General features: G+C 70.3%; 16 protein-coding genes and 1 tRNA gene. 11 read left to right on the top strand and 6 right to left on the bottom strand.

Going from position 1 to position 15218, the window contains the following annotated elements:
- Positions 1 to 6: 6 nt before the first annotated feature.
- Positions 7 to 438, bottom strand: coding sequence for a hypothetical protein (locus HB662_RS28525; protein WP_168055438.1), 432 nt, complete (start codon positions 436 to 438; stop codon positions 7 to 9).
- Positions 413 to 952, bottom strand: coding sequence for a hypothetical protein (locus HB662_RS28520; RefSeq protein ID WP_168055436.1), 540 nt, complete (start codon positions 950 to 952; stop codon positions 413 to 415). The genes HB662_RS28525 and HB662_RS28520 overlap by 26 nt, the downstream gene beginning before the upstream one ends.
- An 84-nt stretch (positions 953 to 1036) precedes the next feature.
- Here HB662_RS28520 and HB662_RS28515 point away from each other — a divergent pair, with 84 nt between their 5' ends.
- From HB662_RS28515 to HB662_RS28495, 5 genes are all read left to right on the top strand, one after another.
- Positions 1037 to 1693 carry a dioxygenase family protein gene (locus tag HB662_RS28515; RefSeq protein WP_168055434.1) on the top strand — a complete coding sequence of 219 codons (657 nt, stop codon included), beginning with the start codon at positions 1037 to 1039 and terminating at the stop codon, positions 1691 to 1693.
- Between the two features lie 85 nt (positions 1694 to 1778).
- The gene (locus tag HB662_RS28510; protein WP_168055432.1) at positions 1779 to 2933 is read left to right on the top strand and encodes an ATP phosphoribosyltransferase regulatory subunit; all 1155 of its coding nucleotides are present in this window, start codon (positions 1779 to 1781) and stop codon (positions 2931 to 2933) included.
- Positions 2934 to 2938: 5 nt separating this feature from the next.
- The gene (locus HB662_RS28505; protein WP_168055430.1) at positions 2939 to 4228 is read left to right on the top strand and encodes an adenylosuccinate synthase; all 1290 of its coding nucleotides are present in this window, start codon (positions 2939 to 2941) and stop codon (positions 4226 to 4228) included.
- Positions 4229 to 4368: 140 nt separating this feature from the next.
- Positions 4369 to 4734, top strand: a complete 366-nt coding sequence (locus HB662_RS28500; protein ID WP_168055428.1) for a cupin domain-containing protein — start codon at positions 4369 to 4371, stop codon at positions 4732 to 4734.
- 92 nt (positions 4735 to 4826) lie between these two features.
- Positions 4827 to 5996: an MFS transporter gene (locus tag HB662_RS28495; RefSeq protein WP_168055426.1), complete on the top strand. Its 1170-nt coding sequence runs from the start codon at positions 4827 to 4829 to the stop codon at positions 5994 to 5996.
- A 7-nt stretch (positions 5997 to 6003) separates the two neighbouring features.
- Here the strand turns inward: HB662_RS28495 and HB662_RS28490 are convergent, their stop codons facing one another.
- The 4 genes from HB662_RS28490 to HB662_RS28475 form a co-directional block, all read right to left on the bottom strand.
- Positions 6004 to 6522 (bottom strand): VOC family protein, encoded by a 519-nt coding sequence (locus HB662_RS28490; protein WP_171970304.1) that lies wholly within the window; start codon positions 6520 to 6522, stop codon positions 6004 to 6006.
- 98 nt (positions 6523 to 6620) lie between these two features.
- A complete protein-coding gene (locus HB662_RS28485; RefSeq protein ID WP_168055424.1) occupies positions 6621 to 8300 on the bottom strand; it encodes a histidine kinase famiy protein in 1680 nt (559 codons plus the stop codon).
- A gap of 98 nt (positions 8301 to 8398) precedes the next feature.
- A complete protein-coding gene (gene rpoH, locus HB662_RS28480) occupies positions 8399 to 9283 on the bottom strand; it encodes an RNA polymerase sigma factor RpoH (protein ID WP_171970303.1) in 885 nt (294 codons plus the stop codon).
- A 276-nt stretch (positions 9284 to 9559) separates the two neighbouring features.
- Positions 9560 to 10615 carry an RluA family pseudouridine synthase gene (locus HB662_RS28475; protein WP_168055422.1) on the bottom strand — a complete coding sequence of 352 codons (1056 nt, stop codon included), beginning with the start codon at positions 10613 to 10615 and terminating at the stop codon, positions 9560 to 9562.
- Between HB662_RS28475 and HB662_RS28470 the strand changes: the two genes are divergently transcribed.
- From HB662_RS28470 to HB662_RS28445, 6 genes are all read left to right on the top strand, one after another.
- Positions 10614 to 10856, top strand: a complete 243-nt coding sequence (locus HB662_RS28470) for a DUF6476 family protein (RefSeq protein WP_245185985.1) — start codon at positions 10614 to 10616, stop codon at positions 10854 to 10856. The genes HB662_RS28475 and HB662_RS28470 overlap by 2 nt on opposite strands.
- A 7-nt stretch (positions 10857 to 10863) precedes the next feature.
- Positions 10864 to 11088, top strand: a complete 225-nt coding sequence (locus HB662_RS28465; protein ID WP_168055418.1) for a DUF2256 domain-containing protein — start codon at positions 10864 to 10866, stop codon at positions 11086 to 11088.
- A gap of 41 nt (positions 11089 to 11129) precedes the next feature.
- A tRNA-Glu gene (locus HB662_RS28460) sits at positions 11130 to 11205 on the top strand.
- Positions 11206 to 11710: 505 nt separating this feature from the next.
- The gene (locus tag HB662_RS28455; RefSeq protein ID WP_342449608.1) at positions 11711 to 12211 is read left to right on the top strand and encodes an SDR family NAD(P)-dependent oxidoreductase; all 501 of its coding nucleotides are present in this window, start codon (positions 11711 to 11713) and stop codon (positions 12209 to 12211) included.
- A 406-nt stretch (positions 12212 to 12617) separates the two neighbouring features.
- Entirely contained in the window at positions 12618 to 13256 is a 639-nt protein-coding gene (locus tag HB662_RS28450; protein WP_168055416.1) for a calcium-binding protein, read from the top strand.
- 33 nt (positions 13257 to 13289) lie between these two features.
- On the top strand, positions 13290 to 15218 hold a 1929-nt coding region (locus tag HB662_RS28445), incomplete at its 3' end, for a VCBS domain-containing protein (protein WP_168055414.1).

Below are 15218 nucleotides of genomic sequence, written 5' to 3'. Positions count from 1 at the left end.
GCGGCCTCATTTCCCGGTACGGCGCAATGCCTCGCCGAGGTTCTTGGTCCTGCCGGCCCTCGCCCCCTGGCTGCGGCCGGCGGGTTCCTGGCCGAGGCTGGCGACCACCTTCTTCACTGCTTCGCCACCGATCTCGTTCGACTGGATCAGCTTCTCCAGCCGTTCGAGGTCCCGGATGATGCCCTTGGCGCCGGGCGTTTCCACGGTTTCCAATGCCCTCTCCCTGCCCTCGATGATCTTGACCGCCGCGCCGAAGGCGAGCCGTTCACGCGCCGGTCCGGGGCGAAAGCGCCGTTCCGGGGCGCAGGTTTCAGAGGGATCTTCGCTGGCGCGCAGGTTGCGGCGCGGCGCGATGCGCCGTGCCATCGAACGGCGCGCGCGGCCCTCGCCATGGATGCTGCCGCGGCGTCGGTCAGCTGCCGCTGCGTGCGCGGCCATCCAGCCGGCGGATCTCGCCATAGGCAGCCGCCGCGGCTTCCGAGACGCGGGGCAGGCGGGGCAGGGTGCCGAGCCGTGCCAGGGTGGCCTGCGGGCCAAGCGGGAAGTCCGGCCCCGTCAGCGCCGCCTCCGCCCGGGCCGGGCGGCCCTGGTCCAGCGCCGCCGCGGCATCACGCAGCGCGGCGATGACGCTGGCCGGCGGCGCCTGGGGCGCGATGCCGATCGCCTGGCGAAGCTCCGACACGCCCAGGCCGGTGGCGTGCAAGGCGGGGCCGGAGGCCTCGTGCATGTAGCGTGGATCCTCGCGCAGTGCGGCCGCCACCACCTCGAGCTGCACGGCGGCGCGGGCGGCCTGGGCCGGATTGCCGGCGAGGCGGGAGGTATCGGCCAGCCACCAGGGCGCGGACAGCGCGGCACCGCGCACCGGGTCTCCGAAGCCGCCCAGATGCTCCGCCGCCGGGTCGGCGCAGGCGGTGGCGAGCAGCAGCAGGGCGAGGCGGAGGGGCGCGCGCATCCGGCGAGTCTGCTGGCGCTTCGGCGCCGCGGCAAGTCACGCTTCGTGACGTGACCGAGCGGGCGGATGCGGGAATCCTGCGGCATGACGTTCCACCTGCCCACCCCGCCTCTATGCACGCCCCCTCTGCGCACGCTGTCCCGCCGGGGCCTGATCCTGGCCGCACCCGCCCTGCTGCTGCCCGGCTGCGCCCAGGCCCAGCCGGCGGGCGGCACGCCGGCGCAGACGGAGGGACCCTATTACCCGCGGGCGATCCCGGCCGATGCGGATGCCGATCTGCGCCGCGTCGCCGGGCTCGGGCAGGTGGCGCAGGGGCGGCCGCTGCTGCTGGCGGGCCAAGTGCGCAACCTGGATGGCGCGGCACTGCCCGGCGCGGTGGTGGAGATCTGGCAGGCCGACCATGCCGGCATCTACCTGCATCCGCGCGAGGGCCGGCTGGTGCAGCGCGATACCGGGTTCCAGGGCTATGGCCGGGTCCGCGCGGATGCCGAGGGCCGCTACGCCTTCCGCACCATCCGCCCCGGCCAGTACCCCGGCCGCACGCCGCATATCCACCTGCGCGCGCATCCGCCCGCCGGCGGCCCGGCCCTGACCACGCAGGTGTATTTCCCGGACGAGCCGATGAACGCCCGCGACGGCCTGCTGCGGCGGGTGGCCGAGGAACGCCGCGCCCTGCTGCTGGCGCGGCTCTCGACCACCGATGAGGGCCAGCGCGCGGGCTTCGATATCATCCTGACCTGAGCACCCTCGTTTGAGCGCCGGGGGTTGCGGAGGGGCCGCCCCCCTGCCACACACGCGCCGCCTTTCTGCGGCGCTGAACAATAGAATGACCGACGACCCTCCGAACCCCGCCTTGCTGCCCGCCGGCCTGTCCGATGTCCTGCCGCCCGAGGCGGAGCGGGAGGCGATGCTCGTCGAGGTGCTGGCCGAGACCTTCGCCCGTCATGGCTATGAGCGGGTGAAGCCGCCGCTGCTGGAATTCGAGGACAGCCTGCTCGCCGGCTCCGGCGCCGCGGTGGCCGAGCAGACCTTCCGGCTGATGGACCCGGTCAGCCACCGCATGATGGGGCTGCGCGCCGATACCACGCCACAGGTCGCCCGCATCGCCGCGACCCGCATGGCGCGCGTGCCGCGCCCGCTGCGGCTGAGCTATGCCGGCCAGGTGCTGCGCGTCCAGGGCACGCAGCTCGCGCCCGCGCGCCAGCTTCCGCAGGCCGGGATCGAGCTGATCGGGCCGGAAAGCGCCGAGGCCGATGCCGAGGTCGCGGCCGTGGCGGCGGAGGCGCTCGCCGCTGTCGGCATCACCGACGCCTCGCTGGACATCACCCTGCCGCGCCTCGCCCCCGCGCTTCTGGATGAGGCCGGGGTGCAGGGCGAGGCACGCCGCAAGCTGGCCCGCGCGCTGGACCGCAAGGATGCCGCCGCGGTGACCGAGCACGCCGCGCAATCCGGCGGCGCCGCTCTGCTGCTGCCCGCCCTGCTCGCCGCCGCCGGCCCGGCCGATGCGGCGCTGGCGGTGCTGGCGGCGGAGGAGCTGCCGCCGGCGGCGCGGCAGATCGCGGACCATGCCGCCGCCGTGGTGGCCGCGGTGCGAGCCCTGGCGCCGAGCCTGCGGATCACGCTGGACCCGCTGGAATTCCGCGGCCTGCACTACCATACCGGCGTCGCCTTCACGATTTTCGGCGCCGGCCGCACCGGCGAATTGGCACGCGGCGGCCGCTACCTTTCGGGCGAGGAACCGGCGACCGGCATGACGCTGTACCCGGACGCCGTGTTGCGCGCCGTGTCGCCCGCGGCGCCGCGACTGCGCGTCTTCGTGCCGCGCGGGGCGGATGCCGGCCAGGCTGCGGCGCTGCGCGCGCGCGGCTATGCCACGGTGGCGCAGCTCGCCGCCGCCGATACGGCGCAATCCTTGCGCTGCACACATGTGATGGACGGCACCGGCGCGCTGCGCCCCGTGCAGGACCCGGTTCAGGAGTAGACGCGATGGCCAATGTCGCCGTCATCGGCGCCCAATGGGGCGACGAGGGCAAGGGGAAGGTTGTGGACTGGCTCGCCAGCCGGGCCGACATCGTCGTGCGCTTCCAGGGCGGCCATAATGCCGGCCACACGCTGGTGGTGGGCAACCAGGTGTACAAGCTGTCGCTGCTGCCCTCGGGCGTGGTGCGCGGCAAGCTCGGCGTCATCGGCAATGGCGTCGTGCTGGACCCGGAGCACCTGCTGAGCGAGATCGCGAAGGTCACCGCGCAGGGGCTGAAGGTGACGCCGGAGAATCTTCGGATCGCGGAGAATGTGCCGCTGATCCTGCCGCTGCACCCGGCCATCGACAAGGCGCGTGAAGTGGCGCGCGGGGCTTCGGCCATCGGCACCACCGGGCGCGGCATCGGCCCGGCCTATGAGGACAAGGTGGCGCGCCGCGCCATCCGCCTGTCCGACCTGGCGGAGCCGGAGGTGCTGTCGCACAAGCTGGACGAGCTGCTGCTGCACCACAACACGCTGCTGAAGGGCCTCGGCGCGCCGGTCTTCGAGAAGCAGGTGCTGCTCGACCGGCTGCTGGAACTGGCGCCGCTTCTGCTGCCCTTCTCGGAGCCGGTCTGGCAGCTGCTGGACGAGGCCCACCACACCGGCAAGCGCGTGCTGTTCGAGGGCGCGCAGGCGGTGATGCTGGATGTGGACCACGGCACCTACCCCTACGTCACCTCCTCCAACACCGTCGCCGGCAATGCCGCGGCGGGGTCGGGCGTCGGGCCGAAGCAGATCGGCTATGTGCTCGGCATCGCCAAGGCCTACACCACCCGCGTCGGCTCCGGCCCCTTCCCGACGGAGCTGAAGGACGACACCGGCCGCCTGCTGGGCGAGCGCGGCCATGAATTCGGCACCGTCACCGGCCGGCCGCGCCGTTGCGGCTGGTTCGACGCCTGCATGGTGCGCCAGGCGGTGAAGGTCGGCGGCGTCGAGGGCCTGGTGCTGACCAAGCTCGACGTGCTGGACGGCATGAAGGAGCTTCGCATCTGCACCGGCTATGAGGTGGACGGCCAGGTGCTGAACCGCCTGCCGGCCTCGATCGCGGCGCAGGAGAAGGCGAAGCCGGTCTATGAGGTGCTGACCGGCTGGTCCGGCTCCACCCGCGGCGCCCGCAGCTACGCCGAATTGCCGGCCGAGGCGGTGAAGTATGTGCGGCGGATCGAGGAACTGGTGGAGGCGCCGGTGGTGCTGCTCTCCACCAGCCCGGACCGCGACGACACCATCATGCTGCGCGATCCTTTCGCGGGCTGACGCCTGCCCTTAAGCGTGCCGCAGGCATGCCGGGGGCGTGACGGGCGCGGCCTCCGGCCGCCAGGCTCGCGGCACTTGCCGCGGCGGCCGCTCGGACCGGTCAACGGACCGGCCCGCCAATGACAGGGGGAGAAAGTGCGATGAGCCAAGCCGAGGAATTCCACAACCTGGATGACGAGACGCAGGGCCTCGCCCGCGAACTCGCACCCGGCGTCACCACCCGGATCTTCCCGGGCGAGCACGCCATGCTCTCGATCGTGACCATCGCGCCCGATGCCATGGGCACGCTGCACGACCATCCGGAGGAACAATGGGGCGTGTTGCTGGATGGCAGCGCCATCCGCATCCAGGGCGGCGAGGAGATCGCGGTGAAGAAGGGCGATTTCTGGCGCACCCCGGGCGGCGTGCCGCACACCATGAAGGCCGGGCCCGAAGGCTGCCGGGTGCTGGATATCTTCGCCCCGCCGCGCGAGGCCTACCGCAAGCAGGGCAAGGGCTTCGGCTGACCCGCTTTCCCCTCCGCGGAGGGGAGGGTCGGCCGCCAATTCATCTAGACATCCGGTTGTCATAGAATTGCAACACTGGCAGCCTGCCGGTGATGCAGACCAACCGCGCAACAACCCCTGGCGACACCGCCACCCGGCCGGAAGCGGAGGGCACGGACCGGCGCGCCGCCGACCGTGCCTCCCGCGACGCCTCCATCGTGCTCGGGCTGACGCTGCCGGGCGATACGGTGCTGTATCTGCTGCTGCCGCTGCATGCCGCCAGCTTCGGCGTGACGCTGGCGGAGGCCGGGCTGCTGCTGGCGGCGAACCGGCTGGTGCGGATCATCGGCTATGGCTGGGTCGCGAGCTTCTATGAGCGGTCGGGACCCCGCAACGCCTGCCTGCTGGCCGTGTTCGGCGCCGCCTGCGCCACCGCCGGCTATGCCGTGCTGCCGGGCGTCTGGTGGCTGCTGCCGGCGCGGCTGCTCTGGGGCCTGTCCTTCGCCGCGATGAACATCGCCACCCAGGCGCTGGCCACGGCGGAGGTTTCCGGCGCCTCCCGTCGCAGCGGCGTGTCCCGCGCCATCATCGCCACGGGGCCGATGCTCGGCCTGTTGGCCGGCGCAGTGGCGGCGGAGGTGGCGGGGCCGCGCGTGGTGTTCCTGGGCCTTGGCCTGCTGTCGCTGGTGGCGCTGCCCTTCGCCTGGCGCCTGCCGGGCGGGGAGGGGCCGCGCCTGCGCGCCGCCGGCCCGCGCTTCGCGCTGCCGAAGCCGCTGGATGTCTGGTCCTTCGTGCAGGGGCTGACGCTGGATGGGCTGTTCGTGCTCGGCCTCGCCTTCCTCGCCGCCGCCGCCCTGCCGCAGGGCGCGGCGCTGGCGGCCGGCGCGGCACTATCGGCGCGCTACCTGGCGGAGGTGGTGCTGGGCCCGCCGGCGGGGCGGCTGGCGGAGAAGTTCGGGGCGGCCCGGCTGCTGCTGCTGGTCTCCCTGGCCTCCGCCGCCGGGCTGGCGGTGATCGGCGTCGGCTGGCTGTGGGTGGGCAGCCTGCTCGTGGTCGGGCTGCGCGGGCTGTTGCAGCCGCTGCCGGCGCCGGTGGCGGCCGCGCGCGCGGCGCCGCAGGAACGCGTGGCGGTCCTGGCGCGGCTCGCCACCTGGCGCGACATCGGCGCCGGAATCGGGCCGCTGGTGGCGGGGGTGCTGTTGCCGCTCGTGCCGGCTGTCTGGCTGTATCTCGGGGCCGCCGCGCTGCTGGCGGCGGCCTCCGTCGCGGCGCTGCGGCGGTAAAGGGGGCTCAGCCCGCCTCGGCCAGCAGCGCCTTGAGGTCGAGCCGCTTGGTGCACATCAGCAGCCGGCCATCCGTGCCGCGCGGCCATTCGTCGCGGGGGCGGTCGCGGTAGAGTTCCACGCCATTGCCATCCGGGTCGCGCAGATACAGCGCCTCCGACACGCCATGGTCGCTGGCACCCTCCAGCGGCCAGCCGGCCTCGACGAGCTGCTTCAGGGCGCGGGCGAGGGCGGGGCGATCCGGCAGCAGCAGCGCCACATGGTATAGGCCGGTGGTGCCGAAGCCGGGCGGGCTGCCGCCTGCACTTTCCCAGGTGTTCAGCGCGATGTGGTGGTGATAGCCGCCGGCCGAGAGGAACACCGCCTGGTCGCCGATGCGCTGTTGCACCTCCAGCCCGATCAGGTCGCGCCAGAAGCGCAGGCTGCGCTCCAGCTCCGCCACCTTCAGGTGGACATGGCCGATACGGGCCTCGGCGGGCATGGTGTAGGGGGCGGTGCGGGTTTCACCTTCGACGGTGAGCGACATGGCGGGGCTCCTTCCTGGTGGGTCTAGGATGGGCATTCGCGTCACCCGGGTCCAATCCGGCGGCCGCATGGGCCATATCGCCCCGGGTGATGGGGGGCTCAGCCCTGCTTCGCGCCGTTGCCATCCAGGGCGCGGCGGATGCGGCGCGCCACTTCCGCCCGGCGATAGGGCTTCTGCATCACCGGAAAGCCATGCGGGCGGATGCCGGTGCTGGCCGCCTCGTCCCGCGGGTCGACATATCCGGTGGAAAGCAACACGCGAAGGCCCGGGCGGCGCTGCCGCGCCTCGCTTGCCAGGGTGATGCCGTTGATGCCGCCGGGCATCACCACGTCGCTGAACAGCAGGTCGTATTGCCGCTCCGGATCGTTCAGAAGGCTCATCGCGCTTGGGCCGTCGGTCGCGGTCTCCACCTGGTAGCCGAGGTCGATCAGCAGGCTCTCGGCCAGGTCCAGCACCTCGGCATTGTCATCCACCACCAGCACCCGTTCGCCCTGGCCCCGCGGTTCGGAATCGGTTTCGGGGGCATCGCGGCCGCCCTGGTTCTGGACCGCCACCTCCGGCGCCAGCGCAGGGAAGCGCAGCCGCACGGTGGTGCCATTGCCCTCCGTGCTCTCGATCCGCAGGAAGCCGCCGGATTGGCGGACGAAGCCATAGACCTGGGCGAGACCGAGGCCGGAGCCCTGGCCGACCTCGCGCGTCGTGAAGAAGGGTTCCGTGACCCTGTCCAGGATGGCGCTCGGGATGCCGATGCCGGTGTCGCTGACCGCCAGCTCCACGAAGCCATGCGGCGCCGCGTCGCCATCCGGCGTCTCCGGCTGCGGCACGTGGCGCGAGGTGATGACCACCTCGCCGCGGCCCGGCATGGCGGCGCTGGCATTGAGCAGCAGGTTCACCAGCGCGGCTTCGAACTGGCCGGAATCCAGCCGTGCCGCCGGCAGGCCCGGCGCCAGGTCCAGCCGCAGTGCCAGGCCGCCCAACGCCCGCGCCAGCAGCTCCGACAGCCCTTGCAGGCAGGCATTGATATCGGTGGGCAGCCCGTCCAGCCTTTGCCGGCGGGCGAAGGCCAGAAGCTGCCGGGTCAGCTCCGCGCCGCGCCGGGCGGCTTCCAGCGCACCCTCATGCCGCCGCCGGGCGCGTGGGTTGCCGGATTCCTCGACAAGCGGGCGCAGCACCTCCAGCGACCCGACCACCACCTGCAGCAGGTTGTTGAAATCATGCGCGACACCGCCGGTGAGCTGGCCCAGCGCCTCCAGCCGCTGGGTCCGGCGCAGCGCGTCCTCCGCCTCCCGCCGGCGGGAGACGTCGAGCTGGCTGCCGAAATAGTACAACAGGCTGCCATCGCTGCCGAAGACCGGGCTGACGAACAGCGCATTCCAGAAGGTGCTGCCGTCCTTGCGGTAGTTCACCAGCTCGATCGAGATGTCGGTGCGGGAGGAGATGGCGTTGCGGATCTGAGCGATCGCGTCGAGGTCCGTGTCCGGCCCCTGCATGAAGCGGCAGTTGCGACCAAGAACCTCCTCTGCGGGATAGCCGGTCATCTGCTGGAATGCGGGGTTGGCGAAGACGATCGGGTTGTCCGGCCGGTTGGGGTCGGTGACGATCATCGGCATGCGGGTCATCTCGATGGCGGCGAAGAAGACATCCTCGCGACCGAGCGGCGATGACGCATGATTGTCGCCGGGCAACGCATCTGGTCGCAGTGGCCGGGCGGCTGGGAAGATCTGGTCTGGCTGGCGTGTCACGGGGGAGAAAGGCGGAATTTCCTGGAAGAGTTCCATGAAAGAGACACATTTAACGGCCGCTCAGAAAATCGGCCCCATAAAAAACGCCCCGTGCCAGGACACGGGGCGTTGCTCACGAGCGAAGTTCGGTCGCATCAGGCGACGCCGAGGCGACGCTCCACGATCTGGGTCTTCATGCTCTTCTGGAGCTTCTCGAAGGCCCGCACCTCGATCTGACGCACGCGCTCCCGGCTGATGTTGTACTGCTGGGACAGCTCCTCCAGCGTCGTCGGCTCATCCTTCAGACGCCGCTCGATCAGGATGTGGCGTTCCCGGTCGTTTAGCGTCTTCAGCGCCTCCCCGAGCAGCTCGCGGCGGTTGGACATGTCCTGCCGTTCGGCGAGCTCGGTCTCCTGGCTCTCGCCGTCATCGACCAGCCAGTCCTGCCATTCGCCGTCGCTGTCGGCGCGCACGGGGGCATTCAGGCTGTTGTCGGGCGAGGCGAGGCGGCGGTTCATCGACACCACATCGGCTTCCGGCACGGCCAGGACGCGGGCGATCTTTTCCACCTGCTCCGGCTTCAGGTCGCCTTCCTCCAGCGCCGCCATCTGGCCCTTCAGCCGGCGGAGATTGAAGAACAGCTTCTTTTGCGCGGCCGTCGTCCCCATCTTCACCAAGGACCAGCTGTGCAGGATGTATTCCTGTATCGCCGCGCGGATCCACCACATGGCGTAGGTCGCCAGGCGGAAGCCGCGATCCGGGTCGAAGCGCTTGACGGCCTGCATCATGCCGACATTGCCCTCGGAGATCAGCTCACCGACCGGCAGCCCGTAGCCGCGGTAGCCCATGGCGATCTTGGCAACCAGGCGGAGGTGAGAGGTCACCAGGCGGTGGGCGGAGGGCTCGTCGCCCTCATCCTTCCAGCGCTTGGAGAGGTTGTACTCCTCCTCCGGCGTCAGCATCGGAAACTTGCGGATGTCCTGAAGGTACCGGGACAGGTTGCCTTCGGGGGCCATCGGAATGGACAAAGTGGAAGCCATGGCGAGAACTGCCTCCTCGGTCGCCTGGCGCCCCCCGTGACGGCGGGGCCCATGACGGCTGTGCTGTTCTGCCAACGTCGGCCGGGCCCTCCCTTTCCATCCCCACCCCGGTCACGACGGGGTGATGAGTGGAGGGGGCGCTCCTGACCCGGGGGATCATCACCCCGGGGCCGGGGGGCGCGAAGCGGCACCCACCCGAAGCTGGCAGCGGATTCTTAGATCGTATCCATGCCGGGATCAAGAAAAACCCGACCTGCAAGGTAGGTTTACGTTCGGTTACCGGCCTGTAACATCTCCGTCCAGGTACGACAGCAGCAGGGCCATGTCCGGAGGCAAGGGTGCCGTGAAACTTAGCGCGGCACCTGTAACCGGATGATTAAAGCCCAGCGTCGCTGCGTGCAGCGCCTGGCGCGGAAATGCTGTTAGCGCTTCGCGGACGGGGCCTGAAAGGTTACGCGCCGCCGCCGGAATCCGGCGCAGATAGACCGGGTCCCCCACCAGCGGATGGCCGATATGCGCCAGATGCACCCGGATCTGGTGTGTCCGTCCGGTGGCCAGGCGGCAGCGCAGCAGGGCGCAGGATGTGCCGAAGGCGCGTTCGGTGCGATAGCGGGTCTGCGCGTGCTTGCCGTTGCGGGTGACCACAGCCATCCGCTTGCGGTCCATCGGGTGGCGGCCGATGTCGCCGATGATCTCGCCCTCCAGCGGGTTGGGCAGGCCCCACACCAGCGCCAGGTATTCCCGGTCCAGGTCCCGGTTGGCGAAGGCCAGGGACAGCGCCGCATGGGCGCGCTCCGACTTCGCCACCACCATGACGCCGGAAGTGTCCTTGTCCAGCCGATGCACGATGCCTGGCCGCTTCTCGCCGCCGATGCCGGTCAGATCCTCCGCCGCATGGGCCAGGACGGCATTCACCAGCGTGCCGTCGCGGTTGCCGGGGGCGGGGTGGACCACCAGGCCGGCCGGCTTGTCGAGGACGATCAGGTGCCGGTCCTCGAACAGGATGGTCAGCGGAATGTCCTGCGGCTGCGGCACCGCATCCTCCGGCGGCGGCAGGCGCAACGCGTAGCGGGCGCCGGGGCGCACCGGCTCGGCCGGGTCATGCACTCGCACGCCGTCCCGCGTCGCCTGGCCCGATTCGATCAGGGCCTTGACCCGGGACCGCGACAGGCCGCCTATCCCGGCGGCCAGCGCATCCGTCAGAAAACGGTCGGCGCGCAGGCCGGCGGCCTCCGGCGGGGCCAGGATTTCAACGGTCTGGCCCGCATCGGGCTCGGGAAGGGGGGTTTGCGTGGCGGCGCTCAAATGGCTGGTTGGCGTGATGGGGGTCATGATTGTCCTCGGCACGGTGGGCCTGGTTTTCGTTCTCGTCCAGCGCATGAGCACGGCGGGCGGGGAGGTGGCACTGCCGCCGACCTCGCTGGGCCAGCCCGCCGGCACGCGGCTGCTTTCGGTGGCCGCGGCGGAAGGGCGCTTTGCCGTGCTCGTGGCCCGGCCGGACGGCACGGAACGCTTGCTGCTGCTCGATGCCGGCCGTGGCCGCGTGGTCGGGGAGCTGCGGGCGGCGGAGTAGGCGCCCGATGGCGCACCGCAAGCCGAACCTGCCGCAGAAGATCTGCGCCACCTGCGCCCGCCCCTTCGCCTGGCGGCGCAAATGGGCGCGCGACTGGGACAGCGTGCGCCACTGCTCCGACGCCTGCCGCAGCGGCCGGCGGGAAGCCGCGCGGGCCGCTGGAAAGGCCGCCGGCAAGACTGGCGAAAAAACTGCTGCAGACCGGGTTGATCCTCCGGCGCCGGAAGGCTAATCAGCGCGCCTCGCGATGCTTCGGCGCCGCGGGTTGTCTGGGTCCCCTTCGTCTAGAGGCCTAGGACACCGCCCTCTCACGGCGGTAACAGGGGTTCGAATCCCCTAGGGGACGCCATTCCGGAATATTGAACCGGATCAGCGCCTTAGCTCAGGCCGCACGCACCATTCGTAGCAGCATTCCGTAGCAAGTTTTGTAGCGCGCTCCGCTTCTGGCGGTCCTGGCTGTGATTCCCGTAGCCAACTCCGTATCAAGCCGGCCCTCCCAGGCAGCCCAAGCACCGTTACCGCATGACCAAGCTGCCATGCCGGTCGTCTGCGGCCCCTGACGGTCATCTTTAGAGCCAGCCCCCCAGGGGCAGCAGATGGGCGGGGCTGGGACCACTCCCCCTACCGGGATGTCTATGCACGCACTCGCCCTAAACTGCCTGAAGCACGCGGATACCACTTCGATATAGAGTGGGAGCGACTTGCTCGCCTGTGCCGCAAGACGCAGCGAACGCCAGCGCGCACATGCCACCTGAGCCTGAGGCTGCCCGGCGCGTAACGGCCCGTTCCGAGCGAGGGCGACGCGACCGCATTAGCGGGAAAAATGGCCCGCATGGCTGGGTCTAGGTGCGCGGGTGCAGCAGGCCGCGTCGGCGCTGTCGTGCATCCGCCAGGTGTTCGCCACCAATACCCGGGGCGCCATGGCGATGGCGCAGGCCGTGAACCCGCAGATGCGCAAGCGTCGCGCGGGCGCGATCGTCAACGTGACGTCGAGCGTCACCCTGGCTCCGATGCCCCTGGCGGCCGCCTATACCGCCAGCAAGCAGGCCATCGAGGGCTTCACCGGGTCGCTGGCCCACGAACTTGCCCATTTCAACATTCGCGCGAAACTCGTCGAGCCCGGCTATGCCCCGACGACGCGCTTCGCGCAGAACGGCCTGGTGCCTGTCGCGGATCTGATCCCGGAGGCCTATGCCGACTTCGCGGCGCCGATCTTCGCGGCCTTCGCCCGGCCGGCGCTGACCACGAGGGAAACCGACGTCGCCGCGGCGATCTGGGCGGCGGTACATGACACAGCCGGCCAGCTCCGCTTCCCCGCCGGCGCGGACGCGATGGCCCTGGCCAAGGCGAAATAGGATGTGGCCGGGCCGGGTAAGGTCGCGGCGGTCCTGCCAGGGCCTGCACGCCGTCATTGTCCGGTTGGCAGATGTTTGCGAGAGATTCGCAAAATTTGTAACAAGCATGGAGCAATGCCGTCCGACGGTCCAGTCTCACGGGCTGAAAATTCTGGCCTCGAATCTCACAAAACGGCGAGTGGCCGCGACGCTCCCCGTCAAGCGAAATCTTTCTTCAGGAGTCTCGCCAAGTATTTAAAAAGATACAATCTTGCCTGTTGAATTAACTCGATTCTTCATTGCCAGGTACGAGCTGAACGGTAAATTAACCTATCGTTCAGGGGTTCACCCGCGAACGCGCGTGCCTTGCGTCCGGGCTCTCCGAAGGGCCGCGACAGAGCCCTGCCTGCAATCGAGGAAACGCCCAATGTCCAGCCTTATTGGAACGCCTGCCGATGACCGCCTGGTCGGGACGTCGGAGGGCGATACCATCCTGGGCGTTGCGGGCGATGATGTGATTTCCGGCGAGGGTGGCGCCGACCTGCTCGATGGTGGGGAGGGGCGGGACCGTCTGGCCTATGTCGGCTCCATGTCCGGCGTGGTGGTGGATCTGGCCCAGCAGACCGCCGCGGGCGGCGACGCCGCTGGCGATACGATCCGCGGCTTCGAACACATCACGGGCGGTGGCGGCGCGGACGTGCTGCTGGGGGATGCGGGCGACAACCATCTGGCCGGCGGCGCGGGCGCGGACACGCTGCGCGGCGCAGCGGGCGACGACGTGCTGGCCGGGGGGCTGGATGGCGACCTGCTGGAGGGAGGCGAAGGGCGCGACCGCCTGCATTACGCCGCTTCCACGCAGGCGGTGGCGGTGAATCTGGCAGCGCTGACCGCCTCCGGCGGCGATGCCGAGGGCGATACGATCGCTGGCTTCGAAGACGTGCTGGGCTCCGACTTCTCCGACACGCTCATCGGCGATGCGGGCACCAACTGGCTGAGCGGTGGGGCAGGAAACGACCTCATCGTCGGGGGCCAGGGCGCGGACCGGCTCGATGGCGGCGCGGGTTAGGATCGGCTGTCCTATGTCGGGTCCATCGAGACCGTGTCGGTGGACCTCTCGGCGCAGACCGCCGCGGGTGGCGATGCCGAGGGCGATGTCATCTCGGGCTTCGAGGATGTGACCGGAGGGCGGGGGGACGACCTGCTGCGTGGCGACTCCGGTGTGAACCGGCTGGCCGGCGGTGCGGGGGCAGATACGCTGCGCGGCGAGGGTGGCGACGACATCCTCAGCGGCGGAGCTGGCGGTGACCTGCTGGAAGGTGGGGCCGGTCGTGATCGCGCGATCTATTCAGGTTCCACGCAGCCGGTCGTGGTGGATCTGACCGCGGGGCTCGCCTCGGGCGGGAATGCGGAAGGTGACACGCTCTCCGGCATCGAGGATGTGACGGGCGGCGGCGGGGCAGATCGCCTGACCGGCGATGGCGGCGCCAACAGGCTGGATGGCGCGGATGCTGCGGATACCCTGGCGGGCGAGGGCGGCGACGACACCCTGCTGGGCGGCGCCGGCGCCGACCTGCTGATTGGCGGCGCTGGCGAGGACATAGCCTCCTACGCCACCTCGGACGCGGCGGTCACAGTCGATCTCTTGGCGGGCGTCGGGCTTGGGGGGCACGCGGAAGGCGACTCGCTTGTTGGCGTCGAAGGGCTGACGGGCAGCCGTCATGGCGATCTGCTGGTCGGCGATTCCGGCGCGAATGTCATCGAGGGGCTGGCCGGCGCGGATACGATCCTTGGCGGCGATGGCGATGACTTGGTTGCCGGCGGTGGCGGCGCGGACCTGCTGGATGGTGGCGACGGGCAGGACCGATTGCTTTACGCCGGCACGGCGGTGGCCGTGCAGGTCGATCTCACGACGGGCCGGGGGCGGGGCGGCCTCGCGGGCGGCGACACGCTGCTCGGCTTCGAGCATGTGACCGGTGGAGGTGGCGACGACCTTCTGCGCGGCGATTCCGGCAACAACAAGCTGGCAGGTGGCGCGGGCGCCGACACGCTGCGTGGCGAGGATGGCGACGATATCCTGGCAGGCGGCCTGGGTGGCGATCTGCTGGAGGGTGGTGTGGGGCGCGACCGCCTATTCTATGCCAGCTCCGCCGAGGGTGTCGTGGTGGACCTGACGGCTCAGACAGCGTCAGGCGGTGATGCCGAGGGAGACACCATCTCCGGCTTCGAGGATGTGACTGGCAGCGCCGCGGCGGACCGGCTGTCGGGTGATACCCTTGGCAATCGGCTTGACGGCGGCGCTGGGGGGGACACGCTGTCGGGCGGCGGCGGTAATGACACGCTGGTGGGTGGCGAAGGCGTCGATGAGATACATGTCACGGGAACCCGCGCGGGATATGTGATCCTGCGGCAGGCCGGTGTTGTGACGGTTCGTGACATCGATCTGACCGATGGCGATGACGGCACCGATCTTGTGCTGGGCGGGGAACGCCTGGTCTTCGGCGACGGCAGTTTTCTCGACATCAGCGGTGCCAACGGCGTCGCAACCATCAGTGGCGCCGTCGCAGGAGCGGTTGCGGAAGATGGCATCGGCGCGACAGGTGGCGTCGTCGTCGTGACGGATCCGGATCCGACCGAGGTTGGCTTTGCGGAGCCTGCCGATCTCTCCGGCACCTATGGCCAGTTTACATTCGACGCGTCGACGGGCGTGTGGAGCTACGCGCTGGACAACGGCCTTGCGGCGACGCAGGGCTTGGCGGCGGGGGAGGAGGTCAGCGAGACGCTGACGGTGACGTCGGTGGACGGCACGGCGTCGCGAACGATCACGGTGACGGTGACGGGTGCCAATGACGGCGCTGCCATCAGCGGCCCGGCGACGGGGAGCCTGACGGAGGACAGCGCGGATACGATCGGCGGTACGCTGGTCGTGTCCGATGCCGACACGAGCGAGGCGAGCTTTGCCACCCCGGCCGATCTCACGGGCACATACGGCGCGTTCAGCTTTGACGCGTCGACGGGCGTGTGGAGCTAC

The sequence above is a fragment of the Falsiroseomonas frigidaquae genome (genome assembly GCF_012163145.1).
Taxonomy (GTDB): Bacteria; Pseudomonadota; Alphaproteobacteria; order Acetobacterales; family Acetobacteraceae; genus Falsiroseomonas; species Falsiroseomonas frigidaquae.
This window is presented reverse-complemented; position numbering and strand designations above follow the sequence as displayed.